At 60.0% G+C, this 25,072-nt stretch carries 33 protein-coding genes and 1 pseudogene; 5 read left to right on the forward strand and 29 right to left on the reverse strand.

The window, feature by feature from the left end; all coding sequences use genetic code 11:
- Positions 1-3: 3 nt before the first annotated feature.
- On the reverse strand, positions 4-510 hold the full coding sequence (locus QWY83_RS06590) for a GNAT family N-acetyltransferase (RefSeq protein WP_249945580.1): 507 nt from the start codon (positions 508-510) through the stop codon (positions 4-6).
- Between the two features lie 148 nt (positions 511-658).
- Here QWY83_RS06590 and QWY83_RS06595 point away from each other — a divergent pair, with 148 nt between their 5' ends.
- Entirely contained in the window at positions 659-1,006 is a 348-nt protein-coding gene (locus QWY83_RS06595) for a carboxymuconolactone decarboxylase family protein (RefSeq protein ID WP_105234869.1), read from the forward strand.
- Here QWY83_RS06595 and cysE read toward each other — a convergent pair.
- From cysE to fabF, 21 genes and pseudogenes are all read right to left on the reverse strand, one after another.
- Positions 1,003-1,821 carry a serine O-acetyltransferase gene (gene cysE / locus QWY83_RS06600; protein ID WP_249945579.1) on the reverse strand — a complete coding sequence of 273 codons (819 nt, stop codon included), beginning with the start codon at positions 1,819-1,821 and terminating at the stop codon, positions 1,003-1,005. The two genes, QWY83_RS06595 and cysE, sit on opposite strands and share 4 nt — an antisense overlap.
- 80 nt (positions 1,822-1,901) lie before the next feature.
- Positions 1,902-2,192, reverse strand: coding sequence for a DUF7742 family protein (locus tag QWY83_RS06605; RefSeq protein ID WP_249945578.1), 291 nt, complete (start codon positions 2,190-2,192; stop codon positions 1,902-1,904).
- Positions 2,192-6,028 carry a baseplate multidomain protein megatron gene (locus QWY83_RS06610; protein ID WP_249945577.1) on the reverse strand — a complete coding sequence of 1,279 codons (3,837 nt, stop codon included), beginning with the start codon at positions 6,026-6,028 and terminating at the stop codon, positions 2,192-2,194. The genes QWY83_RS06605 and QWY83_RS06610 overlap by 1 nt, the downstream gene beginning before the upstream one ends.
- Positions 6,028-6,462: a C40 family peptidase gene (locus tag QWY83_RS06615; RefSeq protein ID WP_249945576.1), complete on the reverse strand. Its 435-nt coding sequence runs from the start codon at positions 6,460-6,462 to the stop codon at positions 6,028-6,030. Before QWY83_RS06615 ends, QWY83_RS06610 begins: the two co-directional genes overlap by 1 nt.
- On the reverse strand, positions 6,459-7,328 hold the full coding sequence (locus QWY83_RS06620; protein WP_249945575.1) for a phage/gene transfer agent baseplate hub protein: 870 nt from the start codon (positions 7,326-7,328) through the stop codon (positions 6,459-6,461). Before QWY83_RS06620 ends, QWY83_RS06615 begins: the two co-directional genes overlap by 4 nt.
- Positions 7,325-7,957, reverse strand: a complete 633-nt coding sequence (locus QWY83_RS06625; RefSeq protein WP_249945574.1) for a DUF2460 domain-containing protein — start codon at positions 7,955-7,957, stop codon at positions 7,325-7,327. Before QWY83_RS06625 ends, QWY83_RS06620 begins: the two co-directional genes overlap by 4 nt.
- Before the next feature lie 10 nt (positions 7,958-7,967).
- Complete coding sequence (locus QWY83_RS06630) at positions 7,968-8,627, reverse strand: RcGTA-type gene transfer agent tail tape measure protein (protein WP_249945573.1); 660 nt, start codon at positions 8,625-8,627, stop codon at positions 7,968-7,970.
- Positions 8,624-8,809 (reverse strand): rcc01693 family protein, encoded by a 186-nt coding sequence (locus QWY83_RS06635; RefSeq protein WP_105234861.1) that lies wholly within the window; start codon positions 8,807-8,809, stop codon positions 8,624-8,626. The genes QWY83_RS06630 and QWY83_RS06635 overlap by 4 nt, the downstream gene beginning before the upstream one ends.
- Positions 8,810-9,124 (reverse strand): gene transfer agent family protein, encoded by a 315-nt coding sequence (locus QWY83_RS06640; RefSeq protein WP_105234860.1) that lies wholly within the window; start codon positions 9,122-9,124, stop codon positions 8,810-8,812.
- The gene (locus QWY83_RS06645; RefSeq protein ID WP_105234859.1) at positions 9,124-9,540 is read right to left on the reverse strand and encodes a phage major tail protein, TP901-1 family; all 417 of its coding nucleotides are present in this window, start codon (positions 9,538-9,540) and stop codon (positions 9,124-9,126) included. The genes QWY83_RS06640 and QWY83_RS06645 overlap by 1 nt, the downstream gene beginning before the upstream one ends.
- Before the next feature lie 23 nt (positions 9,541-9,563).
- Positions 9,564-9,959: a tail completion protein gp17 gene (gene gp17 / locus QWY83_RS06650; protein WP_249945572.1), complete on the reverse strand. Its 396-nt coding sequence runs from the start codon at positions 9,957-9,959 to the stop codon at positions 9,564-9,566.
- Positions 9,956-10,294, reverse strand: a complete 339-nt coding sequence (locus QWY83_RS06655) for a head-tail adaptor protein (protein ID WP_249945571.1) — start codon at positions 10,292-10,294, stop codon at positions 9,956-9,958. Before QWY83_RS06655 ends, gp17 begins: the two co-directional genes overlap by 4 nt.
- Positions 10,291-10,884, reverse strand: a complete 594-nt coding sequence (locus tag QWY83_RS06660) for a head-tail connector protein (RefSeq protein WP_249945570.1) — start codon at positions 10,882-10,884, stop codon at positions 10,291-10,293. The genes QWY83_RS06655 and QWY83_RS06660 overlap by 4 nt, the downstream gene beginning before the upstream one ends.
- Positions 10,885-11,016: 132 nt before the next feature.
- Positions 11,017-12,198: pseudogene (locus tag QWY83_RS06665) on the reverse strand (phage major capsid protein).
- A 24-nt stretch (positions 12,199-12,222) separates the two neighbouring features.
- Positions 12,223-12,753, reverse strand: a complete 531-nt coding sequence (locus tag QWY83_RS06670) for an HK97 family phage prohead protease (protein WP_249945569.1) — start codon at positions 12,751-12,753, stop codon at positions 12,223-12,225.
- 4 nt (positions 12,754-12,757) lie between these two features.
- Complete coding sequence (locus QWY83_RS06675; protein ID WP_249945568.1) at positions 12,758-12,946, reverse strand: hypothetical protein; 189 nt, start codon at positions 12,944-12,946, stop codon at positions 12,758-12,760.
- Positions 12,936-14,114: a phage portal protein gene (locus QWY83_RS06680; protein ID WP_249945567.1), complete on the reverse strand. Its 1,179-nt coding sequence runs from the start codon at positions 14,112-14,114 to the stop codon at positions 12,936-12,938. The genes QWY83_RS06675 and QWY83_RS06680 overlap by 11 nt, the downstream gene beginning before the upstream one ends.
- Before the next feature lie 105 nt (positions 14,115-14,219).
- Entirely contained in the window at positions 14,220-15,593 is a 1,374-nt protein-coding gene (locus QWY83_RS06685) for a DNA-packaging protein (RefSeq protein ID WP_435404504.1), read from the reverse strand.
- A complete protein-coding gene (locus tag QWY83_RS06690; protein ID WP_249945565.1) occupies positions 15,499-15,828 on the reverse strand; it encodes a hypothetical protein in 330 nt (109 codons plus the stop codon). The genes QWY83_RS06685 and QWY83_RS06690 overlap by 95 nt, the downstream gene beginning before the upstream one ends.
- A gap of 133 nt (positions 15,829-15,961) precedes the next feature.
- Positions 15,962-17,116, reverse strand: a complete 1,155-nt coding sequence (gene mltG, locus QWY83_RS06695) for an endolytic transglycosylase MltG (protein WP_105234851.1) — start codon at positions 17,114-17,116, stop codon at positions 15,962-15,964.
- Entirely contained in the window at positions 17,116-18,375 is a 1,260-nt protein-coding gene (gene fabF / locus QWY83_RS06700; RefSeq protein ID WP_067545659.1) for a beta-ketoacyl-ACP synthase II, read from the reverse strand. Before fabF ends, mltG begins: the two co-directional genes overlap by 1 nt.
- A 133-nt stretch (positions 18,376-18,508) precedes the next feature.
- Between fabF and QWY83_RS06705 the strand changes: the two genes are divergently transcribed.
- On the forward strand, positions 18,509-19,444 hold the full coding sequence (locus tag QWY83_RS06705; RefSeq protein ID WP_249945564.1) for a PilZ domain-containing protein: 936 nt from the start codon (positions 18,509-18,511) through the stop codon (positions 19,442-19,444).
- Here the strand turns inward: QWY83_RS06705 and QWY83_RS06710 are convergent, their stop codons facing one another.
- The 6 genes from QWY83_RS06710 to QWY83_RS06735 form a co-directional block, all read right to left on the reverse strand.
- Positions 19,445-19,678, reverse strand: a complete 234-nt coding sequence (locus tag QWY83_RS06710) for an acyl carrier protein (RefSeq protein ID WP_067545664.1) — start codon at positions 19,676-19,678, stop codon at positions 19,445-19,447.
- Between the two features lie 160 nt (positions 19,679-19,838).
- Positions 19,839-20,129 carry a hypothetical protein gene (locus QWY83_RS06715; RefSeq protein ID WP_290245766.1) on the reverse strand — a complete coding sequence of 97 codons (291 nt, stop codon included), beginning with the start codon at positions 20,127-20,129 and terminating at the stop codon, positions 19,839-19,841.
- Between the two features lie 81 nt (positions 20,130-20,210).
- The gene (locus QWY83_RS06720) at positions 20,211-20,429 is read right to left on the reverse strand and encodes a TetR/AcrR family transcriptional regulator (RefSeq protein ID WP_249945562.1); all 219 of its coding nucleotides are present in this window, start codon (positions 20,427-20,429) and stop codon (positions 20,211-20,213) included.
- Between the two features lie 123 nt (positions 20,430-20,552).
- Complete coding sequence (gene fabG / locus QWY83_RS06725) at positions 20,553-21,290, reverse strand: 3-oxoacyl-[acyl-carrier-protein] reductase (RefSeq protein ID WP_249945561.1); 738 nt, start codon at positions 21,288-21,290, stop codon at positions 20,553-20,555.
- A 39-nt stretch (positions 21,291-21,329) separates the two neighbouring features.
- Entirely contained in the window at positions 21,330-22,268 is a 939-nt protein-coding gene (gene fabD, locus QWY83_RS06730; protein WP_249945560.1) for an ACP S-malonyltransferase, read from the reverse strand.
- Between the two features lie 122 nt (positions 22,269-22,390).
- The gene (locus QWY83_RS06735; RefSeq protein WP_249945559.1) at positions 22,391-22,978 is read right to left on the reverse strand and encodes a hypothetical protein; all 588 of its coding nucleotides are present in this window, start codon (positions 22,976-22,978) and stop codon (positions 22,391-22,393) included.
- Positions 22,979-23,269: 291 nt separating this feature from the next.
- Between QWY83_RS06735 and rpsF the strand changes: the two genes are divergently transcribed.
- Genes rpsF through rplI form a run of 3 tightly spaced genes read left to right on the forward strand, consistent with a single transcriptional unit; the run spans position 23,270 to position 24,497 of the window.
- Positions 23,270-23,650: a 30S ribosomal protein S6 gene (gene rpsF, locus QWY83_RS06740; RefSeq protein ID WP_067545679.1), complete on the forward strand. Its 381-nt coding sequence runs from the start codon at positions 23,270-23,272 to the stop codon at positions 23,648-23,650.
- Between the two features lie 25 nt (positions 23,651-23,675).
- Entirely contained in the window at positions 23,676-23,903 is a 228-nt protein-coding gene (gene rpsR / locus QWY83_RS06745) for a 30S ribosomal protein S18 (protein WP_067545682.1), read from the forward strand.
- Positions 23,904-23,915: 12 nt separating this feature from the next.
- Entirely contained in the window at positions 23,916-24,497 is a 582-nt protein-coding gene (rplI, locus tag QWY83_RS06750; RefSeq protein WP_067545686.1) for a 50S ribosomal protein L9, read from the forward strand.
- Positions 24,498-24,560: 63 nt separating this feature from the next.
- Here the strand turns inward: rplI and QWY83_RS06755 are convergent, their stop codons facing one another.
- Positions 24,561-25,034, reverse strand: a complete 474-nt coding sequence (locus tag QWY83_RS06755; protein ID WP_249945558.1) for a hypothetical protein — start codon at positions 25,032-25,034, stop codon at positions 24,561-24,563.
- Positions 25,035-25,072 lie beyond the last annotated feature (38 nt).

Below are 25,072 nucleotides of genomic sequence, written 5' to 3' on the forward strand. Positions count from 1 at the left end.
TTTTTATGGGGCGGGCCGATCATCCAAGGTCAGTTGCAAGAACAACATATCCAGCCATCGCCCGAATTTCTTACCGACCTGCGGCATCCGCGCGACCTCTACAAACCCCATGCGTTCATGAAGGAGGACGGACCCTGTGTTCCCCGCCTCAACACTCGCGATCATCGCATGGAGGCCCTGTTCCCGTGCCCGATCAATGATCGCCTGCATCAGTTTCGGCCCCAGTCCCTGCCTTTGATACTCTGGCAACAGATAGACCGAATGTTCGACGGTCAGATCATAGCCATCCTTGCCGCGAAACGTGCCGTAGGTCGAATATCCTGCCGCCACGCCATCAACCTCTCCGACAAACACGGGGAACCCCGCCGCGCGACGATCAGCCAGAAACGCCAGACGGTTCGCCTCATCCACGAGGATATCCGTCCAGAGAGCGGTGCCATTCAGAACCTCATGGTTATAAATCTGCGTGAGAAAGCCCGCATCGGCATCGGTGGCGTCGCGAATGATCATCTGGTGTCTCCGTCTTTTTCCCGAACTGAACCCCGTTTTCACCGCCCCCGCAAGGGCCGTCGAAAAACATTCCAACTCTTTGATCTATCGCAAGGTTTACCCCCACCAGACTGCTATGCATCGGGTGACCAATCAAATGAGGCGCGACATGGACTGGAAAGACTACCTAGCCAACACCACCAAACTGACCAAAGACTTCCGCAAGGCCCAACCCGACGTGGGCAAGGCCTTTACCGATATGCACCGCGCAGTGCTGCATGACGGCGCGTTGTCGGTAAAACATAAGGAATTACAAGCGATTGTCGTGGGCATCGTGACCCATTGCGCCGATTGCATCGGGTTCCACCTACAGGGCGCCGTCCGCGCAGGGGCAACCCGCGCAGAGCTAGAAGAAACGATTGCCACCTGCATCCTGATGGGCGGCGGACCTGCATATATGTATGGGATGAAGGCGCTAGAAGCCTACGACCAGCTGGTGGGTGAAGGAGAGGGTTAACCCTCTCCCATACATTTTTTCAGCAGTTGATCCATAGAGACGGAGGGCTGGTCACATCCAGCTTCTCCGACGATCTTGGCGGGGACACCCGCCACGGTCTTGCAGCAGGGCACATCGTTCAGCACGACCGACCCCGCAGCGATACGGCTACGATCCCCGATCTTAATATTGCCGAGCACAGACGCCCCTGCGCCGATCAGAACGCCATCACCGATTTTCGGGTGACGATCTTCGTCCTCTTTGCCCGTGCCGCCCAGCGTCACAGTGTGCAGGATCGACACGTTGTCACCAACGACCGCCGTTTCACCGATCACGATGGAGTGGGCATGGTCGATCATGATCCCACGACCGATGCGGGCCGCAGGGTGAATATCGACGCCAAAGGTTTCAGAGATGCGCATCTGAAGGAAATACGCCATATCCTTGCGCCCCTGCTGCCAGAGGTAATGGCCCAAACGATAGGCCTGAACCGCCTGATACCCCTTAAAATAAAGGAGCGGATGCAGGAAACGGTGGCAGGCTGGGTCGCGTTCGTAGGTCGCGACAAGATCCGCACGCGCCGCAGCGGTCAGATCGGGTGCGGCCTCATAGGCGTCATCCGCGATCTCGCGCAGCAATTGCTCCGACATCTCAGCCGAAGCGAGCTTCATCGACACGCGGTAGGCCAGCGCATCCTGAAACCGATGATGGTGCAGGATACATTGGTGCAGCAGGCTCCCCATCAGAGGTTCGGTTTTAATCGCCTCCTCTGCTTCCGAACAGATACGGTCCCAAACGGGATCGATTTCAGCCAGTTTTGTTTTCGGGTTTGCCATGGTCAGGCTCCTGCGTTTTCTCGCGTCAGACTATCCTACTTAGGACATTTCGTCCAAGAATAAACCCGTGATCGACCATATCACCGATTTTGATGGCGCGAGGCGATATAGGTTTGCAGCAAAACACTTAGCGCGTTGTGAAACCCTTCTGGGGTTGGGTAGCGGATAGGTGCGCGAGGCAATCGGATGGCGCGGTCATGGAGCGTCCCATTACCCCAGTCAGGATGCGCCCGCCCCGTGCGTTTTCGGTATTTATCGGCAAGGCGCGCCTGGGCGATCATCATAGCCGCGAGGTCTGGCCAATCGCAGTCAGGGCGCGCAAGCAATGCCCGCGCCCCCTGTTCCAGATCAGCCAGCAACACCGCCCGCATCACGCCACCCAAAGCGACCGATACGGCCCCGCGCCATAACGGTCCGACAGTTGCGCGACTTGCACGGTGTAGCCGCCTGTCACACCATCCGCGGCCTTATCAGCCGCGGAATAGGTGAACTCTGGCACAGTCACGATCACCTCGCGTTTCAACTCGCCAGAGCCAAAGACGCGCACCACATAGGCTTCGCGATCCTCGCCCAAGGGCACCTCAGCCGCGTCCCAGCTATCGCCATCCACCCGCGTTCGCCGCACCCAGGTCGTCACCTCTCCCGTCGAGGTCAGATGACACACGGGATAAGGCCTCAACCCCGCGCCCGCGAACCCGCTGGTCACCGTCTGATAGGTCGGGTCATCATAGCCACGGGTCGCAGGACCAAAGCGGTAGCTGCGTGTGACACCACGCAGGCTGCTCGGGTAATCAGGCTGAACGAGCGCCCCGTCCAAGAGCACCACCATTGACCCCGCAGGACGGAAAACCGCTTCGGTCCCTTGCTGCCCCCGCAGCCGCAGCCGCAGGTCATAGGTGTTTGGCGCAACGAGCACGGCCTCTTGGAACTGGAACACCTCCCAGCCGTCCGCGCTGCCATCCCCAATCGCAATCGCATTGCGGCCCGACAGAACGCCCAAGCGATCAGTCGAGGAAAGCTCCCCCCGCACCAATTGCACCCGCAGCGCCGCCCCATGATCCCACCGTCCGGCCATCGCGGGGTCCAGCGTGGTTAACGTGGTGCCAATCGTGGCAGGCCGCTCTGCCGTGGCAGCGAGCCTGTAATCACTGTCGGTTTCCGAATGATAGAGCGCGACTGCCCCCGGCCAATTAACCGCCGTCGCCGCAAAATGCGGGGCATGTACGATCTCTGTTCCCGTGAGCAATGGCAGATCGAGGAAAACGCCCGTCACAGGCAAAGGCGCCGTGATAGGTGCAACCGTCTCTGCCAGATAATCGACCAAGGGCGGGATGTAAGCGTCGGTGTCGATACGTGTCGCCTCCACCTCTTGGCCCAAGGATTGTGTCATCCGATCAATACGATAGCTGTCACCGTTCAACGTCACCACATCCCCCGCAGCGACATCAATCCGCGAAGGTGGCAGGGCAAATGTCACCGTGTCTCGCGCCATACGCTGTTCGGTCAACCAACGGTCGGTGATCTGGCTCGCCTCGGCTGAGGTCAGCACCACGCCCGCCTCTGACCGCGCAACGGACTGCGCCCCACCCGCAAGGCTCGCCTCGGCCAAACGGGTGTCATAGCTGCCGTCCGCCCCCACATAGGACAGACGGATTCTGCCCGCAACTTCGGCCTCGGGGGCACGGATATGTTCGATGGCAGAGAACCGATCGCCGATCACCAGATCATCAGAGGAAAGCGTCACCCCATGCGTCGGCGTGCGGGTGACAAAGGTCAGTTTCCCATCCCGTTCGGTCACATCAAACCCATAGGCCAGCATCAACGGCTGCAAAGCGGCCCGCGCCGTGTCGGTCTGGTCGATCATATAACCACGGAGCACACCATAGAGGCGGCTCACATCGACCTCTGCTACCCCTGCCCGCTGGCAGATGTCAGCCACCGCTTGGGCAAGGCTACGGGCCGACAAACGACCGTTCATCCAATGGCCACGGGCGTAATTCACCCCATCCGACCAGAGGTCGCGATTGTTGGGAAACGCAGGATAAGGCCGTGCGTCCCATGCCCAAAGGCATGCCAGCGACATATCCACCATCGTGCCACCGTAAACGGGCGACACAGGGTTCGCGGCAGGGTCCGCATAATGGTCGTGGATCGCGGTGATATAGGCCGCTTGCACGGCATCATCGCGCCCCCCTGTAGAATAATACGGCAGGCCCGACTCCGACGATTTCGGGTCGAGGAATTTGTTCGGCTGGTTCGTCCCCTTATCAATCGCCGCACAGCCGTATTCGGTAAAGACGATGGGTTTCGACATGGGCACCCAGTCGGTCGGAGTCTCCTGCTTAACGCCGCCAATTCGGTTGTAATGGGGGTTGGACCACCAGTTGCGAAGGTCCTTGGGTCGCCAAATCCAAGGCTCGCCCTCACCATCGGTGATCGGCGTGCGGATTTGCGCGGCGCGGGCCTCGGGCGAGTGGTAATACCAATCGTAGAGTTCACCGCCTTCGACGTTAGAACGCAGGTAATCGAGGTTGCGAATATCGCCCCAGTCGGCGTCGAGGTGATCCAACCCATCGCGCCAATCAGAGAGCGGCAGGTAGTTGTCGATCCCGATGAAATCGATGTTCGGATCGGCCCAGAGCGCGTCGAGGTGAAACACCTTATCCGCCGTGCCCGCAGGCTGCATCCCGTGATATTCAGACCAGTCGGCGGCATAGGTGATTTTGGCGTTGGGCAGGATCGCTTTGACCTCCGCCGCCAGTTGGCACAACTGTTCGACCGCTGGGAACCCGTTTGTCCCGCGAATTTCGGTCAGCCCCCGCAGTTCAGAGCCGATGCAGAACACGCCGACACCGCCTGCCGCTGCACAGAGATGCGCGTAGTGGAGGATGAAACGGCGGTAGCTCCATTCCGCTGGACCAGTGTAGGTGACCGACGTGCCGTTGATCGCAAAATCGCTGGCTTGCGCGGTGCCGAAAAACGTCGCAACCTCGCTCTCTGCGAGGGCGGTTTGATCGGGGGTTCCGGATTGTGTGGGCGCAAGCGAAAGCGTGATCCGACCGCGCCACGGCAGCGCAGGCTGGGTCGTAGCGCCCGACGGATCTGGCAACGTGTTATCCGACAATTGCTCCATCAGAACAAAGGGATAAAACACAGGACTAATGCCGCGTGCGGTCAGGGATTGGATCGCCTGCACCACGGATTGGTCGGTGGGCGTGCCGCCGTAAACGGGGCGGTCATCGGCATAAGGGACAAGGCCAGCGGTGGCGCGGTTGGCCCCGCTCACCTGCCACGGCATGTCGACAGGATCGGGGCCAAGCGTCTCTGCCCGTGGACCGATCCGACAGGACCCACAGCGCAGATCATCGCCAAACCACGACACGATGAGAGAGGCGGTCGAGAGGTTCGGGGCCTCGTCCGTTAGGGCATCCAGAGACACCTCAATATCCGCCTTGCCCGCCGCCGTATGGACGTTGAGCGACCGATAGGACCCTAGCCCTTCGTTCACCGTCACGGGCGTTGTGGCCAACGCGTATTCCCCCGTTCCAGGGATGAGGGCCACGCCACGGACCTTTTGCGCGATGTCGTCGGCGCTGGTCTTCACCACCTCGAACGAGAACTGCGGGATGCGGTTACCGAACAGGCCAAGGGGCAGGTCTTCGATCACCACATAGGCGGTGCCGCGATAGGCGGGCGCGTTGCCTGTGCCCTCGACCGCTTCGATTTTCGGATCGGGGAGCTGGTCCTCGCCGCCCTTATAAACCCGCAAGGTGAGGTCGTCCGCGGCGATCTCTACGCCGTCAGCCCAAATGCGCCCAATGCGGGTGATTGGCCCCTCGCAGACCGCGATGGCGAGGCTGACGGTATAGGCGTAGTTTGTCACGCTTGGCTGACGGGAACCCTTGCCGCTGCCGCCTGTGGTGGTCGTGCTCTCAAGGAACCGCGTGGCCCAAATGACCTGACCACCCACACGCATTTGCCCGTGGATTTGCGGGATGGCCGAACCCTCGGACGCACCCGTCAGACGGAAACGGTCGATGCGGCCTGTTTCGACCGCATCCGATCCGCCCATCACGCGCTGGTCGATGACGCGGCCCAAGGTCGCGCCGATGGCGCGGCCGATCACCGCGTTCGACAAGCCAAGCGTGGTGCCCCCGATGGACCCACCCAGCGCCATACCTGCCGCAGAAAGAACAATCGTCGCCATCAAAGCCCCCTTTCAGGAAAGGAAAACCGCGCCGCAATGCGACGGGCCCAAGGTAGGGTCAGGCGGCTCTCGATCACGCCGTGGCCCGTGTAGGAATGGATAAATGCAGGATGCGCCCCGATCTGCGATTGCAGACCGAGGTGTTTGGCAACCGATCCGTCGCGCATCCGAAACAGGATCAGATCACCGAGAGCGGCGTCTGTCACAGGTTTCGGTGTGAAGTGGCGCAGGGCCGCGTCAAAGAGAACCTCGCGCCCTTGGGGTTCGGACCAATCCGCGCTGTAGGCAGGCACGGGTTCAGGGAGCGGGCCGATATGCGCACGCCAAAGGCCAAGGATCAGCCCCAGACAATCGCAGCCCGCCCCCTTGCACGAGGCTTGATGCCTGTAAGGGGTGCCGATCCAATCGCGGGCGGTGGTGACAATCGGGTTCATCTCAGGCTCCCCCCATCGTTGCTGCCAGCACGGCGTGGGGTGGAGACCAGCCAGTCTTCGCCTGGGATGTCAGGGAAGCCGCGGAAATTCAGGAGGTTGTCGAACTTTGCCTGACAGGTCGCCATGCGTTTATCACAGCCCGCCTCAAGGCGGATCAAATCGCCCGCCGCGACCTCTGCCCCGAGGGGCTGCCATAGTTCGATCAGATGGCGGGGACCGTCGATACGGTTTGCCTTGATCAGACCAAAGAGGCCCGTGGCAGCCCCCGACATGACCGTCAGACGCCCCTTTTCGAACCACCGCTCTGCCTGTGGCAGCGGGTCGGTCCAAAAGACGCGGTTGCGTTCGACGGCATAGGCTGGGGTTTCATGACGAAAGGCGGGCGTGTTCAGATCAACACCACAGGCCGCATCGCCCAAGGTTGCGGCGCAAGCGCGCTGGAACACGCGGCCTTGGGGTTGGTTGAGGGCCTCGGCCAGCCCGCGCAGTTCGGCGCGGAACTCTGGCCCGTTGCGGCGCATTTCCCCGATGCTGCCGCGAAACAGCAAGAGCCGCTCTGAGGTGTCCGCCCAATTGATGATCCAGAACCGCACCTCTGCCCCGTCATAGCGGCCCGCGATGATGTCGGCCTCTGTGATGGCGGTGTCGGTCAAGGTGCCGATGGCTTCTGTGTTATCGACAGACAGACCCGTCGATTGTTCGATGGCCTGCGCGGACAGCCCCGTATCCGCGCGAAAACTGATCCCGTCGAATGACAGGTCGCGGTCGTGGTCGGTAAAGCCCAAGGTCACGCCATCGCTCCGCGTCACGGCCCATGCGCGGCAGGTGGTTGTCGTGCCTGTGGCAAGGTGCGTAAGGAGCGTCATTGGCGCACCTCCACCACGGGAATATCAGGCACCTCGCCCGCGTTGAAATTCGCAGCCGAGATGCGGATCGCGTCCGTGTCAAACCGCACAGGCACGTCGAATTCAAAGCCCGCACGGATGTCCACCCCAATGTCTGGCGGATGGGCAAAAGTGATCTCTCCGTTCGTGTAATCGACGGTGTAGTCGATGCTTTCTTGCTGGGGGATATTGCCCAGCGTCACCAGCACCGTGCCAAGGACGGGTTTCGTGATCGGACGCTCATAGCTGCCCGCGCCAGAGGTGTAGAGCTTGCGCAGGGCAAAGGTCGATGTGACCTCATCCCCGATGCCAAGCAGTTGGTCGATGCCAGAAGGCGCACGCGAGGGGGCGCAGGATTTGTAGTCGGCCCAGTCCTTCCAACGAAAGCCATAGAGCTGCCCTTTGCGGCCCTCAAAAAACGCGATCAGCGCGTCGATATCATCCATCGACCGCAGGCCCAGCCCAGCGTCATAGCGCCTACGCGAATGGGCCCACGGCGCGTTGCGTTCCTCGTGACCATTGGCGAGCGTGACGATTTCGGTGCGCCGTTCTGGACCGCCGACAGAGCCGAACGACAGCGAGACGGGAAAGCGGATATCATGGAACCCCATTGTGGCCTCCTTAGCGATTGCGTTGGCCACGGCTCATCACCCGCGACATTTGCGCGGCGATCTGGCTCTGGCTGCGTTGGAACCCCTGCACGTCGGGGGTGGTGATGTTCATCGTGACGTGGACCGTGCCGCCCCCCTGCGCCTGAACGCCCAGACGACCATCTGCGGAACGGGTCAGCGGCATGATCGCCTCTGGACCTGCCTCACCCATGAGGCCCGTGGCGCCGCGCATGGGGAATGTGGTCGGGCTGGTGACGACGCCGCCTTTGGCAAAGGGCATGACGCGGCCTTGGGTAAAGGCACCGCCCTGCGCGTAGGGCATGATCGACGACACAAGCGCGTTCAGCCCACCCGCGAGCATCCCGCCGAAATGATCGGTTACGGGCTTCATCGCGGCGTTGTAGACCGTGTTCGACATCGCCTTGCCCAGGGAGGACAGCGCGTCCGAGAGTTTCATACCGTCAAAGACCACGCCATCAAAGGCCTTGCGCAGCCCACGCGAAAACCCCGCATCCAGATTACCCAGATCGCGGGTCGTATCGCCCAAGGTTTGGCGGATATCGCGCAGTTGCGCATCAAAGGCGGCGGTCATCGTGGACGCCTCGCCCATGCTGGTTTCCAGCGATGAAAGCTGCGTGTCCAGATCATCCAAGCGGTCGAAATCGCTCATCTCGTGGTCCTTTCGTCAGGATAAAGGGAGGCCAGTTCGGCCAATCGGGCGCGGCCCATGGCGGGCGATGCAGCATCCAGCCCCGCGATGAGCAGGAGCTCTGCTGGCGTCAGCGCCCAAAATTCGCGCGGGGACAGGCGCAAACCGCGCAGGCCCAACCGCATCAGACCCGCCCAGTCCATTCAGGCCACCGGCGTGAACGCGCGGGCGAGCATGAGGGCCGCAGCCTGTGCCGCCCCCACGGGTCCGCCCGCGATATCGGCGGTGAGGAGGTCGGCGCTGCTGCCGCTCCACCCGCCCCCACGCAGGCCCGCAACGCACAAGGCCAACACATCGCGCGAAGAAAACGCGCCCGTGTCAAAGCGGTCGATCAAGTCGATCAGGGTTCCGGTCTGCAACTCTGCCTCAAGTTCAGCCAGCGCGCCGAGCGTCAGTTTGCACGGGTATGCGGTGCCGTTGAGGGTCAGGGTCACTTCGCCTGCATGGGGGTTCGCCATCAGACAGCCGCCGTAAAGGTCAACGCACCCGCAGAGGCGAGCGAAAGCTCATAGGTCGCCTCGCCGTTATGAGTACCTGCGTATTCGATGGCGGTGATTTGGAACGGGCCTTCGATGGTGCCGAAATCGGGGATGATCACCTGAAAATCGGGCATCTGACCATCGAAAAAGATCTGGCGGGCGCGTTCGTCGGTGGCGTCATCTTTGAACACGCCAGAGCCAGAGAGGCTCGCCGAACGGACACCAGCGCCCGCAAGGAGTTCGCGCCAGCCGCCTTGGCTGTCGAGGTTCGTCACATCCACGGTTTCCGCGTTGAAACTGATGCGCGTGGCCCGCAGGCCAGCGGTGGTTTGGAACTGACCGTCGCCAGTCATGTCCATCTTGATCAATAGGTCTTTGCCGTTTTGGGCTGCCATGGGATTTCTCCTGTCGTGAGGGGTCAGAGGTCTTCGACGCGGGCGCGGAAGATCAGGGTGATTTGGCGGATGCTGCTGCCATCCACGCGGGACGCGTTCGCCCGCAGAAAATTCAGCGCAACGATGCGGCCACGGGTGAGCGTCAGTGTCGTATCAAGGAGCGCATCAGACACCTTTGCAGCGGCCAGTTTCGCGGCGGCAAAGCCTGCGGTCTCCGTGGCGATCGTGACGCTGAAATCATGATCCGCCCCGTGGCCCGTTTGATCAGAGCGATCCTTGACCACCTCGGGACCGAGCGTGATGTAGAGCGCGGGCAGCGTGCCTGTGGGCAGCGCGTCATAGACGGGCGTGTCGGTGATCTGGTCGGTGAGCCTTGCGTAGACCGCCGATTGCAGCGCGGCAGAGAGGGCGTAGGTCATACGGCGACCTCCTCTGTCACATAGCAGGTCAGGAACCGCGCATCCACGTCGCGTTCCACCACCGCATCAATCGCAAAGAGGCGTGTATCAGCACGGAACCGCTGTTCAGGGCGCGGGCGCGAAGGCGATCCGATGGGGGCGGCACGCACGGTCATGGTGAACCGTGATTTCGACAGAGGGACCGCGACGCCCGACCCTTCGGCACCTGTACGGGCCTTCACCTCGGCCCAGAGCGTGCCCATGGGTTGCCAGTCGATGCTGTAGCCACCTGCCCCGTCCGCCACACGGATCGGCGTTTCGAGCGTGAGTTTGCGCGAAAGGATCGGCAGGGTCATTCCATGCCTCCCAACCGCAGGGTGCGATAGCGTTCCACGAGCGAGGCCACCATCGGCGGCATCAGGTCACGACCAGCGGTTTCGCCGTGGCGGAAGTCGTAGAAGTGGGCAGCGAGCATGAGGACGGCTTGGGCCAGGTCATCGGGGATGTCGGACCAGTTCGGGCCATAGCCTGCCACGAAATTCATCCGCGCAGAGCCGCCCGTTGCGATCATAGGCAAGGCCAGACCCAGCGCCACGAGGCGCGGACGATGGAGGTCAGCGACCAGCACCCACGACGACTGCGACACGGGCGTTTCAGCCCCCAGACGGTCGATCAAGGTCAGCGATGTGACGGCAGAGACAGGCCCCACAGGGAGCACCGCGTCAGAGGTCGACCGCCAGCGATAAACCGTCCAGCTAAAGTCGCGCTGGATCAGGATTTTCCCTGTGCGGGCCTCAATCGCGGCAAGGGCCGCACGGAGCGCCGCGACCAGCACGCCGTCTTGCAAACCATCGTCGGCAAAGCCCGACCCCAGTCGCAAATGGTCTTTGAATTCAGCGACCGGAAGCGCCGCGAGGGGCGCCGTGGTCTGTTCGACTAACATCATCACATCTCTCCGAAATTCCGGTCGGTTGAGGTCCGCGCGGTCACTGGCCCTTCTCGGGCGGGGACATGCTAGCGGGGTCAGTTGCCCCGCGCGGACCGTGGGGCGGCCTCCGCCGCCCGTGGATCAGCCCGCTTAGGCGGTGCCGAATTTCAGCAGTTTGATCGCGTTAAAGTCGCTCACCGCGCCGCCCACACGTTTGGTCGCGTAGAACAGAACATGCGGTTTCGCAGAGAACGGATCGCGCAGCACGCGCACGTCAGGGCGTTCGGCGATGGTGTAGCCGTTGGCAAAGTCACCAAAGGCAATCGCCATTGCGTCCGCCGCCACATCTGGCATGTCCTCAGCGATGAGCACAGGATAACCCATGAGACGCGCGGGTTCGCCTTGGCTCAGGCCATCGGACTAGAGGAAACGACCGTCGGCGTCTTTGAGTTTGCGGACGGTGCCCGCGGTTTTGGAGTTCATCACAAAGGTCGCGTTGGCGCGGTATTCAGCACCCAGCGCATAGACCAGTTCGATGATCGGATCGCCGTCATCAATCGCGCCAGCGGTGCCCGTGACCACGTAACCGATGTTGCCCCAGGTCCAGATCATCTCGTCCACGGTCGGGTAGTCGAGGAAACCCTTGGGCTTGTCCACGCCGTCACCGTTCACGAACGCGGACGCCTCAGAACGGGCGAATTTGTCGGCAATACGGCCTGCGAGCCAGCCTTCGATGTCAAAGGCGCTGTCGTCGAGGAGTCGTTGAGAAATCTTCGGCATGGCCGAGAGTTCGTTGACGGGAATGGTGATGCGGTCGATCTGCGGGGTGGCCGTCTCGGACAGGTTCGCGGCCTCATTCGCCCAGCCAGAGCCCATCTCTGTGTGGTCGATCAGCACGTCATAAGAGGTCGATTCAACGGTCACGATGTTGGCAATTGCGCGGATTGATGCGGTCGCGGTGAGCGCCGATTTGATCGTGTCAGAGGTCTGCGGATCAACGAGGTAGCCACCGTCTGCCGCCACGGCGGTCGACATCGCCTTGCCTTCAAGCGGCAAGTCACGAAGGCCCTCATCCTCGCCCGAACGGAGGTAGGCGGCAAAGGCTTTTTGGTGCGGGGCCTCGATCATCTCAGCGCCCGAAAGCGCGGGGCGCGACGCCATCAGGGATTTACGGTCATATTTGGTCATGCGGTCTTCCTGCTGCTGAAGTTTGGCGTGAACGCCGTTAGAAAACTGTTTGAATTCGCTTACGAAATCGGTGATCGCCGATTTCAGGTCTTGGACCGGAGACATGTCTTCTCCGGCCCGAGGAGTGGCCTCGGGTTTGGTCATTTTCGGTCCTCTCGGATGGGTCGGTTAGTCGGGGATCAGCGCGGCTCTCGCCTGCCGAAACGCATCGGCCAGATCGCGAAGATCAGTGGTCAGCGCATCGTCGGATTTACCAGCAACGCGCGCCTCGGGCAGCATCGGAAAGGTGACGAGCGACACTTCCCACAGCTCCACCTCGGTCAAGAGGCGCTGGCCGTGGTTGGTTTTCGTGGATTTCACCGTGCGATAGCCGATGGAAAGCCCGTCAATGGCGCCCGCTGCGATCAGCGCAGCCGCCTCGCGGCCCTTTTCGACATCGGTGAGGATGCGGCCTTTGACCCAGAGGCCACGGTCGTCCTCCCGGATTTCGTCCCAGATGCCGATGGGCTGCGCGGGGTCATGTTGCCAGAGCATTTTCACGCCCGACCGTTTCGCCAGCGACGCAGCATAGGCGCCACGGGCGACCACATCGTTGCCCTGATCGACAGCATCAAAGAGGGATGCGTAGCCTTCGATGATATGGCCATCTTTTAGCGCAATATCACCCGATAAACGGCTGAATTTATGTTCTAATTCCATCATTCTATCCTGTCACAATGCGGATGAGTTCCAGCCCAGAGATCAGCGCGAAGGACGCGATAACCAGCCACAAGAGGCCTTCGACTTTGGCCACTATGGCCTCAATTCGGCTCAGGCGGGCTTCGAGTTGAGCGAACCAAAAGTCGTTCACGGGGGCGGAGCGATTGGGGAGCGGCACGATGTTATCCTGCATCGCCGACCTCAATCGCGGGCAGGCCCAAGAGCGCCCGTTTTTCCGCCGCCGTCAGAAAGGTTGCATCGCCCACACGCCGCCATGCGGCCTCGCGTTCGGTGGCGAGTGCGGGGATCTGGTCGAGGTCGGGGCGCAGGTCGATCCGTTCGCCCGTAAAATCCGACAGCCAATCGGCAATGACAGAGGTCACGCGGGTGGCGAGCGGTAGGACGGTCAGGCGATAAAACGCGCGGTTGGCCTCTTGGTAATTGGCGTAGGTCGCGTCACCAGGGATACCGAGCAGCATCGGCGGCACGCCAAAGGCAATCGCGATCTCGCGGGCGGCGGCCTCTTTGGTTTTCTGGAACTCCATATCCGAGGGGCTAAAGCCCATCGGTTTCCAGTCCAGCCCACCCTCTAGCAACATCGGACGGCCTGCATTTCGCGCGCCTTGGTGCATGGTTTCCATCTCGTGCAAGAGGCGGTCGTATTGGTCACTGCTGAGGCTGCCCTGACCGTCCGCCCCTTTGTAGACAATCGCGCCAGACGGACGCGCCGCATTATCAAGGAGCGCCTTTGACCAGTTCGACGCCGCGTTATGCACGTCGATGGCAGAGGCCGCGGCCTCGAGCGGGGAAAACCCGTAGTGGTCGTTTTGCGGGTGGAAGGATTTGATATGGCAGATCGGGCTTGCACCCTCGCCCACGGTGAAACGGTGTTTCTTGCCCGCGACGGTGTAGTCGTAGCCGATGGGCCAGCCGTCCGCGCCTTGGACGATGGACATACGTTCGGGGCGCAGGGCGTGGAGTTCCACGGGGAGGCTGCCATCGCCCACGGCCTCTAGATACGCGTCGCCCGATAGGAGGAGGTAGCCATAGACCGCCTCGAGCAGTTCAGCGCGGCCTTGGGCTGCGTTCGGACGGGCGAGGAGGTCAGCAACAGGATGCGCGTCATAGCGGCGGTCGCGGTCTTGCAGGATCAAGGGCAGCGCGGCGGCAGCCTCTGCGATCATGCGCACCGCACGAAACCCCACAGGATTGCGGGTAAAGCCCGATTTGGTCAGCGTCACCGTATCGCGGGCGGACCAGACAGCGCGGCCAGCGCCCATCGCCAGCACCTTGCCCGTGGCCGAGGCTTTGGCCTCAACAGGGGCGTCCTGCGCCGTGCCACGCTTTAGAAAGTCAAACATCCATCGCTCCTTCGTTTCAGCCCCAATTGCGTCGTTGGAGCCAATATGCAGGAAAGGTGTTCACATCCCCCCAACGCAGCGTGCGCAGGGGGGCGCAACAGGGCGTCAAAGGTGACGCACACGGGGGGCTTGCCATGTTGCGGCGGGGGCAATCATCAGATCAAAGAGCGCCCAAACGAGGGCGTCGACTCGATCAGGAGAGCCCTGCCCCTGAAACCCATTGGCGGTCATCAGGCACATCTGATCCTCTAGCGCCCCCAAGGCACGCCCATGATGCACCCGCCCCTGTTCGTAGAGGGCAGCCACGGGTTCAGCGCGGGCAACCTTGCCCTTTGACGCACGAACGGGGCGATACGGGACAAGAGGGTCGATCTGGCGAACGACCTCTTCGACCAGAGCGCCGCCTTGGTTCACCTCGGCCACCATACGGTCGGCCCCATGACGGTGGAGCGCATCTACCGCCGCCTGCGCCCATTGCGACGGTGACGCTGCAGAGACGGTCGCGTCCTCAATCACATAGGCACGCCAGTTTTGCGGCGGGCCATCGGTGACAACGCCGGCCACGATGATCCCGCAGTCGTCTGACCCCTTATGCCCCGTGACAGGCGGATCGACGGCGACGACAACGCGTTCGCACTGCGGAATACGATCCACCCGCGAGGTTTCGAGCATCTGCGAGGTCCAGAGCGCCCCTTCGGCATCAGCCAAGAGCACGCCGTCCAATTCCTGTCGACCAAGCCGAGTGCCCGCATAGCGGCGCTGCACCTCGTCCAAAAACCCAGCGGCGAGGTTCGCACGGTTGGCAGAGGTCGGCGCGTGGGTGACGACCGTGCTATCGCGGTCGAGTATGCCCCGCAGCACTGACGCATTGCGCGGCGTGGTCGTCACACATGCCCGTGGATCATCGCCCAGACGCAGGCCAAACTGGATCATGTCCCATGTTTCCTGCCCCTTTTTCCATTTCGCGACCTCATCCGCCCAAACGGCATCGAACTGGGGTCCACGCAGGCTCTCTGGGTCAAAGGCGGAAAAGACCTGCGCGATGGCACCGTTGGGCCATTGCAGCATCTTGCGACCTGCGATCCATGTGGGGCGACGGTCGGGGGGCGAACAGGCCATGATCCCGCTGTCGCCAAAGATCATCACCTCGCGGGCCTGATCGTAAGTCTCTCCGACGATGGCGACACGGGCGGCGCGGCCTTTGTCCATCGGGCGCGAGCCTTCGATTTGGGACCTCACCCATTCGGCCCCTGCCCGCGTTTTGCCAGCCCCCCGCCCGCCAAGGATCACCCAAGTGCGCCAATCGCCTGATGGCGGCACCTGATGGTCCAAGGCCCAGAAGTCGAACAAAAAGGGCAGAGCGCGAAGCTCTGCCTGTGTGAGTTTATTCAGAAACTCCGTCTGCTCTGTGGGCGTTCCTGATGCGATCAAGTCTGCACCCGAGCGACACCCGCACGGCGTCAAAGTCGATTTCTCCATTCTCTGGACCCTCTTTGTATTTGTCGTGGAATGCCTCTTCGGCTTTGCGGACCCGCACGAACATCTCTTGCAAAACAGCAAGCTGTGCGGTGGCCTTTTTCGGCGCGTCGGTGTTGCCGACCTCTGCCTCTGCGATCAATTCATGCAGCAGTTTCAAGGTGCTGTCGTAGACCTCGCTCACCTCTGAGAGGCGTGATCGCTTTTGGTCTGCCTGTTGTTGGTCCCGATTTATCATTGGTTGTTCCCTATCGGTTGCCCCGCCAGATCGAGAAACGACAAAGGGCGGCCCAAAAGGACCGCCCTGCGTCTTCTAGCCTGTGATGACTTTACCCGAAGGGTGCGAAGGACCGGTTAACCGACCGTTCGCATCAATTCGCTGCGCGCTCCAATTCGCGGTAAGCGGCAACGTTGCGGTTATGCTCGTTCAGAGTGGCCGCAAAGACGTGACCGTCCGCAGGGTTCAGCGTTTTCGCGACAAAGAAGATGTAGTCGCTCTGTTCAGGGTTCAGGACCGCCTCGATGCTGGCCTTGCCGGGGTTGGCAATTGGGGTCGGCGGGAGGCCGTTGATAACATAGGTGTTATAGGGCGTTTCGCGCTGTAGTTCGCTCTGGCGCAGACCACGGCCCAAGGTGCCTTGGCCCTTGGTGATGCCATAGATGACGGTCGGGTCCGTTTGCAGGCGCATGCCCTGTTCCAGACGGTTGATAAAGACCGAAGCCACCAGCGGACGTTCCGACGCGATGCCAGTTTCCTTTTCCACGATAGAGGCAAGGGTCAGCGCCTCTTCGGGGGTGTCGAATGGCAGGTTATCTGCGCGGTTTTCCCATGCCTGCGCGAGGATGGTCGCCTGTGCGGCCTCCATACGGGACAGGATGTCGGCAACGCTTGCGCCCTTGGTGAATTCATAGCTGTCGGGCGACAAAGAGCCCTCTGCTGGGATCACATCCACATCACCGTCGAGCGTATCAATGGCATTAAGGCTGGTCATGATCTGCCAGCTGGTCACACCTTCGGCGATGGCGATACGGAAACGGGTGTCGTTTTGGCCCGCCACGGTGGTGTAAATCTCTGGCACGTCAGAGCCGAGTTCGAAATCCGCGACCTCATCGTAACGGGCGGTTTCGGGGTCCATCTGGCGGACCTCTACGGTCGCTGCGTTCACGCCGATACGGTAGAGGATTTCGGTGCCACAGGTGCTCTGCCCGCCGCGGGTGATGATATCGATGATCGATTCCATCGAGGCCGCTGCTGGCACGATAAAGCTGCCCGCCTTCAGCTGGCTGCCCGCACCTGTGTAATCCACGCCCATGTTGAAAATCATCTTGGACGAGATCGCGCCCTGCTGATCCAGATTGTCCGCAACGCGACGGAAGTTCGTCCCGCTCGGCACCTCAAGGCAGATCGCCTGCTCCAGAGGGCCTTCAGCGCGATACTGCGATTTGCCCCAGAGGACGATGCCCCCCAGAACAAACAGCAGAACAATCAGGAACGACAGCGCGTTGGACGCGATGTTACGCCACATTAGCTGATTTTCCCGAAGATCACGCTCGCGTTGGTGCCGCCAAAGCCGAAGGAGTTCGACAGAGCCACGTCAATCTTACGCTCGACTTTCTTGTTCGGCGCGAGGTCAACAGGGGTCTCTACAGCAGGGTTATCAAGGTTGATCGTCGGCGGTGCGACCTGATCGCGGATCGCAAGGATCGAAAAGATCGCCTCAATCGCGCCAGCAGCACCCAAGAGGTGACCCGTCATCGACTTGGTCGAGGACATGGTGACGTTGCCAGCGTGATCGCCGAGCATACGTTCGACCGCGCCCAGTTCGATGGTGTCCGCCATGGTCGAGGTGCCGTGTGCGTTGATGTAGTCAATCGCCGACGGTTCCAGACCTGCGTCCTTGAGAGCGGCAGCCATACAACGGCCAGCGCCTTCGCCATCCTCGGACGGAGCGGTGATGTGATACGCGTCACCCGACATGCCGTAGCCCAGCACCTCGGCATAGATTTTCGCGCCGCGTGCTTTGGCGTGTTCGTATTCTTCGAGAACGACGATACCTGCGCCCTCGCCCATTACGAAACCATCGCGGTCCGCGTCATAAGGGCGGGATGCTTTGGTCGGTTCATCCGCACGTTTGGTCGACAGCGCCTTACAGGCGTTGAACCCAGCGATACCGATTTTGCAGATCGCAGCCTCAGCGCCACCAGCAACCATCACGTCAGCCGCGCCGTATTTGATCAAGCGAGCCGCGTCACCAATGGCGTGAGCGCCCGTGGAACATGCAGTCACGACAGAGTGGTTCGGACCCTTAAAGCCGTATTTGATCGACACCTGACCTGAGATCAGGTTGATCAGCGCACCGGGGATAAAGAACGGCGACACGCGACGCGGGCCTTTTTCTTCGATCATCACGGCGGTGTCGGCGATGGATTTCAGACCACCGATGCCAGAGCCGATGAGAACGCCAGTGCGTTCTTTGTCGGCATCAGCCTCAGGTTTCCAGCCCGAATCCTCGACCGCTTGAAGCGCGGCAGCGTAGCCAAAGAGGATAAAGTCATCGACCTTACGCTGCTCTTTGGGTTCCATGTATTTGTCAGCGTTAAAGGTCGCATCAGAGCCGTCGCCGCGTTTGACTTCGCAGGCGTAGGTGGTGCCCAGTCCTTCGGGATCAAAGCCCGTAATACGGCCAGCGCCAGACTGTCCGTCCAACAGACGAGTCCAGGTTTCTTCAACCCCATCCGCCAACGGTGTGACAAGGCCCAATCCGGTTACGACGACACGGCGCATTTTCTGCCCTCAACTCTTGTTCTCAATTCCCCTCCAAATAGCGCGTTCCGCCCCCTTTGGGCAAGGCAACTCGCGCCATTCAGACCGCGTTATTTACTAAAACTTGGGGATTGAGGCGTATTTGATCAATATGATGTTCGTTTTCCGCCTCTTCTGCGTGGTCTTTATCACCTTGGCGCCCCTCCGTTCGGCCGATGCGGCTGAGGATGGGGTGGATTGCCGTGCGGTTCACGATCTTGCGACGATCATCGTAGCGCAGCAGATCGCGCTCACCGACCCGACCCAAGCGCGCGTGGCGCTGGATCATCTGGCGCGAAACGGCGGGCGGTTCGATGCGGCCTCTGTTCGGTGGATGATTGGGGATCGGGTGAATTCCGATGCGCAGGCGGCGCTGGCGAATGCAGCGCAACTGGGTGCCGTGATCGCTGGTCGATTGCAGACCCAGACAGAGGCACAACGGGAGCGGATCGGTGGCGCGCTGCTATCGCAGAACCGTGTGGTTGTAGAGGCTGCGATTGCCACCCTGCCCCGCCTCACCGACCTCTGCGACAGCCAAGCCCACGCGCAGTCCTTTTCAACCATGGACGAGCCGCTGATCACCCCGCGCACGGCAGCGGTAAACGGCGGTTTGGGGTTCCTTGCACTGATCACCGCTGGTGTGTTTTTCGGGCGTATCATCGCGCTCCGCCACGCTAAGGCGCGACGGTTCACTTGCAGCATTGAGACAACCATCCCCCATCAGGGCAAGGTGATTCCCGCCCGGATCATCGACATCAGTCGCTTGGGCGCAAAGATCACGATGACGGATACGCCCCCGTTTGAACGGCGTCAGAAGATCACGATCATGGTAAATGGGCAGCCTCGCCCCTGTCGGGTGGCGTGGTCAAATACGCATGTCAGCGGGATCTCGTTTCGCCGTGCGTTGACGGCAGCAGACCTCGTGGCAGCGTTGGGTCGTGGGCCGAGGGTCGAACAGATGCGCAAACGGTCCCAACGTGGCAAACCGATGCGCCAAAACGAAAACGGCACCCCGAGGGGTGCCGCAATCAATACCTTGAAATCCAGTTAATTACTGAGCTTCAGAGATGAATTTCACAGCGTCGCCGAAGGACTGAATGGTCTCTGCAGCGTCGTCCGGGATTTCGATACCGAATTCTTCTTCGAAAGCCATAACCAGCTCTACGGTGTCGAGGCTGTCTGCGCCGAGGTCATCGATGAACGATGCATTCTCGGTCACTTTTTCCTCTTCAACACCCAGGTGCTCAACTACGATTTTGCGCACACGATCAGCGACATCGCTCATATCAAGTCCTCACGTTCAATAGGGCTTTCGGCCCGTTCTTTTGTGTGCCCCGCGGGGCGGTTAACTGCCCGCATGGGGCGCCCACGGACGTAACGTCATCCGTCACATCCTGCAGGTATCACAGGGCCTATAGCAGAGAATTCCGCAGAGGCAAACGCTTTCAACTGTCATCTTCATCTAGCGTTTGCAAAGGATTGTTCAGGATCGCGCGACAGGATTTTCGCGCATAGCCCTCTGCAGCCGCAGGAATATCACCGCCAGGCAGGTATTTTTGCGCGATCGCTTTAGGAATTTGAAATATCCCGAGCTCAACTGACATCGCATCCACGCCAAACCGTTGGGCGTAATCGTTGATGGCAGCGTCCATTGCCGCCTCTTCGGTTACCACCATATCTTGAACACGGGCACTGATCCCACTTCGCACAAGGAACCGTTTTGAAACGGAATACATCAGAACCGCAGCGCGTGAATCTGTATGCGCAAACCGAAGCGCCCGAACCGCAGATCGCAACCCGCCCGCAAGTCCGTCGAGCTACAACGTGACCTGAACGGTTTCTCGGTATTTCCGATGCGCCCAAACCCATGCTTCGGCGAGGAGATCCTCCATCGAGCCAAAGCGGTGGTAGATCGAACCCACAGATACTTTCGTGCCTTTTGAAACTTGTTGCACCGTTACCCCCGGTGCTGTGGCGAGATGATCCGCCAACCACACAAAAACATCCTCATCGGTAAAGCCCGATTTGCGCCCCATCCAAAAATCTCCGTCGACGTTTTTTATTGTTGTGACAAGATTCTAATAAAAAGGGGCAGCCAATGGCTACCCCTATACGTGAAATTGGTGAGTTTACTTTACGTAAAGTTGCAAAGTGTCTTCTTAGAGCATCGCCATGCCGCCGTTGACGTGAACGGTCGCACCAGTGGTGTAGCCCGCCTCGTTCGACGCGAGGTAGAGAACCGCTGCTGCGATCTCTTCTGGGGTGCCCATGCGAGCGGCGGGGATCTGAACGTTGATTTTTTCTTTCTGATCGTCGGTCAGTTTGTCGGTCATTGCGGTCGCGATGAAACCCGGTGCGACGCAGTTCACGGTGATCCCGCGGCTTGCCACTTCGTATGCGATGGATTTCGACATGCCGACAATGCCCGCCTTAGACGCTGCATAGTTCGCCTGCCCTGGGTTACCTGTCGCACCAACGATCGACGAGATGTTCACGATGCGGCCCCAACGCGCCTTCATCATGCCACGGATCACGCCTTTGCACAGACGCATGGTCGAGGTCAGGTTGACCTCTAGCACGCTCGACCATTCGTCGTCGGACATACGCATAAAGAGGTTGTCTTTGGTGATGCCAGCGTTGTTGATCAGAATATCAACCGAACCCATCAGATCAGCGGCTTGTTTCGGCAACGCGTCAACGGCAGCCGCATCGCTGAGGTTACAGGTCAGCACGTGAACGCGGTCGCCGAGTTCAGCAGCCAGTTCATCGAGAGGCCCCTGACGGGTGCCCGACAGAGTGACCGTCGCGCCCGCACCATGCAGTGCCTTAGCGATTGCGCCACCGATACCACCCGAAGCGCCAGTGATCAGCGCATTTTTACCTGTGAGATCAAACATCTTATATCCTTTCTTCCGCCCGCGTAGGGGCAGGTTCAATTAGCTTTTGAGTGCTTCAACAGCGGCAGCAACATCGTCAGGGGTGCCGACGTTGTTGGTCGCGACATCCTTACTGATGCGTTTGATCATGCCCGACAGCGCCTTGCCTGCGCCGATTTCCCATGCCTCGGTCACGCCTTGATCGGCCATCCACAGCACGCTTTCGCGCCAACGCACGGACCCCGTGACCTGCTCAACCAAGAGCGAACGGATCATCGCAGGATCAGTGACCGCAGCGGCGCGCACGTTTGCAACAACTGGCACAGCAGGCGCATTGATCTGAACGTCGTCCAGCGCCTCTGCCATCACGTCAGCGGCGGGTTTCATCAGTGCGCAGTGGAACGGTGCAGACACAGGCAGAAGAAGCGCACGTTTCGCGCCTTTTTCCTTGGCGATGGTCAGAGCGCGTTCAACGGCCTCTTTGTGGCCCGATACAACAACCTGCGACGGGTCGTTGTCGTTTGCGGCCTGACAAACTTGGCCTTGGGCTGCTTCTTCGGCGACAGCGGTCGCAGCTTCGAAATCGAGACCGAGGAGAGCGGCCATAGCGCCAACACCAACAGGAACAGCGTCCTGCATCGCGGTGCCACGGGTGCGCAGCAGACGCGCGGCATCCGCAACCGAAATCGCACCAGCCGCAGCCAGCGCCGAATATTCACCGAGCGAGTGACCCGCGACGTAATCAGCCGCAGTGATCGACACGCCCTCAGCCTCGAGCGCGCGCATCGCCGCCAAAGAGGTCGCCATCAGCGCGGGTTGTGCGTTTTTGGTCAGCGTTAGGGTCTCAATGTCGCCGTCCCAGATCAGCGACGACAGGCTTTCGCCGAGCGCGTCATCAACTTCGTCGAAAATGGCTTTGGCTGCCGGATAAGCATCGGCCAGTGCCTTGCCCATTCCAATGGCTTGGGCGCCCTGCCCCGGAAATACGAATGCCCGCATGTGTCACTTCCCTTTTGTAACGTTTTCTCTGCCTTAGCGTGTCGCGGGCCACATCACAAGAATTCGTAAACGTGAAAAAGGCGACCCAATGGGCCGCCCGTTTAAGGAAATGACTTGAAATATTAGGCTGGTATTGCGATCAGGTCTTTGCCCAGACGATCGCGCAGCGCCTCAATCCGAGGGAGCGGACCATAGGCGACCTCTAACAGCGTGGTCGAATTGCGATAGCGGAGCATCAAGGCACCATGGCCCTTTTCGCCGCGCTCACGGTCGATGAATAGACCGCTGAAAGATTTGAAATCATAGCGCCCGATCAATGACGGACGGCCTGCGTGATTGCGAACAACCTCGCGCAGTTCGCGGACATTGGTGTCGAATTCTAGTTCGACCTCAGCGCCACGGGTCGCGTAGCGGAAACAAAAGGCTGACACGACGGCCAAAAACACCGTCAGGCCAATTTTGATGATCTGCACACCGTCTGACACTATGCTAGACGGCATGAGCCACAGACCCACCGCAGCCAGAGCAAACACCGCCCCGATAAACAGCGCAACGGCCTGTAGGGTTTTCACCAGCGGCGATGGCCCCTCAAGCGACCGAATGACATAACCCCAATACGTATCAGCGAGCATAAAACCAGCCTTGCTATAGCCCATCGGAACCTCGATTGCCCCGTTGTGGAATAATCTATCAGTTGTCAGCGCGTTCATTGTAGCACCTTTTTACCCTATGGTTGTAATCTTGTAGACCAAACATGGCGAAAAACAGGCGATGCCCTGACGTTGTTTTGACTTTCTCATATTCACCCCAAACACGATCTCGGTGCCCCACGCTGGTGCGTATATATAGAGAGTGTCATTCCACACTTGCCTTTGCAGGCGCGGCATGTATAAGGCCCCATCTTTCCGCAATTCGTTAGAACTGCGCAGTCTCTCGTGGGTGGAGGCGGAAAGATCTCATTGCCACCCTATGAAATGCGCTGAACAAAAACAGGAGTGCACATGCCGCTATACGAGCATGTTTTCATTTCGCGTCAGGACCTGTCGAACGCACAGGCTGAAAGCCTCGTCGAACACTTCTCGACAGTGCTTGCTGACAACGGTGGCAAAGTCATCGAAAGCGAATACTGGGGCGTCAAAACGATGGCCTACAAGATCAACAAAAACCGCAAGGGCCACTACGCTTTCCTGCGCACCGATGCACCGTCGTCGGCTGTTCAAGAGATGGAACGCCTGATGCGCCTGCACGACGACGTTATGCGTATCCTGACCATCAAGGTCGATGCACATGAAGAAGGTCCGTCGGTTCAGATGCAAAAGCGTGACGACCGCGGTGAGCGTGGCGAACGCGGTGACCGTGGCGAACGCCGCGAACGTCGCTAAGTTGATCAGGAAAGGACATTAAGTCATGGCTACCAAACCATTTTTCCGTCGTCGTAAGTCCGATCCGTTCGAGGGCGAGAACGCTCCGAAGATCGACTACAAAGACACTCGCCTTCTGCAGCGCTACATCTCTGAGCGCGGCAAAATCGTTCCCGCACGCATCACCGCTGTTGGATCCAAGAACCAGCGCAAACTGGCACAAGCCATCAAGCGCGCACGTTTCTTGGCTCTGCTGCCCTACGCTGTGAAGTAAGGAGTCATATCAATGGACGTTATCCTTCTCGAACGCGTTGCCAAACTCGGCCAGATGGGCGAAGTCGTATCCGTGAAAGACGGCTACGCTCGCAACTTCCTTCTGCCTACCGGCAAGGCTCTGCGCGCTAACGAAGCAAACAAAGCGAAATTCGAAGCTGACAAAGCTCAGCTCGAAGCACGCAACCTCGAAACCAAAAAAGAAGCCGAAGCACTGGCTGCAACCCTCAACGGTCAGCAGTTCGTTGTGATTCGTTCCGCTTCGGACTCGGGCGCTCTCTACGGTTCTGTCTCCCTGCGTGACATCGCCGAAGTTGCGACCGCTGGTGGTTTCTCGATCGACCGCAAGCAGGTTGTCCTGCAAGGCGCGATCAAAGAACTGGGCCTGCACAGCGTAACCGTTGTTCTGCACCCTGAAGTTGAAGCAACCATCACCATCAACGCTGCACGCTCTGCAGAAGAAGCTGAGATCCAGGCATCGGGTAAATCGATCCAGGAACTGGCTGCTGAAGAAGAGCAAGCTGCAGCTGACGAGATCGCCGAACTGTTCGACGACGTTGGTGGCGCTGCTGCGGACTCCGACGAAGACCTCTAAGGTTCCCGTCAGACCAAATAGAAAGGCCGCAGAGAAATCTGCGGCCTTTTTCTTATGCGGGGATCAGCGGCGGAAGGTTTCCAGCTCGAGGATCGCATCACAGTAATCCCCGTCGTAAGTGCCAACCCAAACGTCGAGATAGCCGTCGATCGGTCGCGTCAGAATGATCTTGGGGTCCATGTTGCCGTTGTCATCGTCATCGTAATACCAATTGGCCGACGCGGTGTTGATCAACAGCGCACTGTCGCATTTGCTGATAACGCTGATTTCCAGCTTCAGCCCCGACATCCCGCTCATATCAAAGGTGAAATCAGGCGCCGTGGTGAAATACCCTGCCCCCTGATCCGTTCCAGGGCGCACATTCGGACAGTTCCAAATGTAGTTTTCGCCACCCGCGACCACGTTAAAACGAACAGGGCTGCGCATCTGGGGACCAGTAACCGAATAGCTGTCCCCCCACTGAGAGTAATCAGGGCACGCCATCGCAGCCGTCGATAAACCAAACACAGCAAGAACAGATAAAATAATTTGCTTCATGGTTTAACTCCTCGGTTGAGACTTCACTGCCTTAAGCC

The organism is Marivivens donghaensis, from assembly GCF_030410045.1.
GTDB lineage: Bacteria > Pseudomonadota > Alphaproteobacteria > Rhodobacterales > Rhodobacteraceae > Marivivens > Marivivens donghaensis.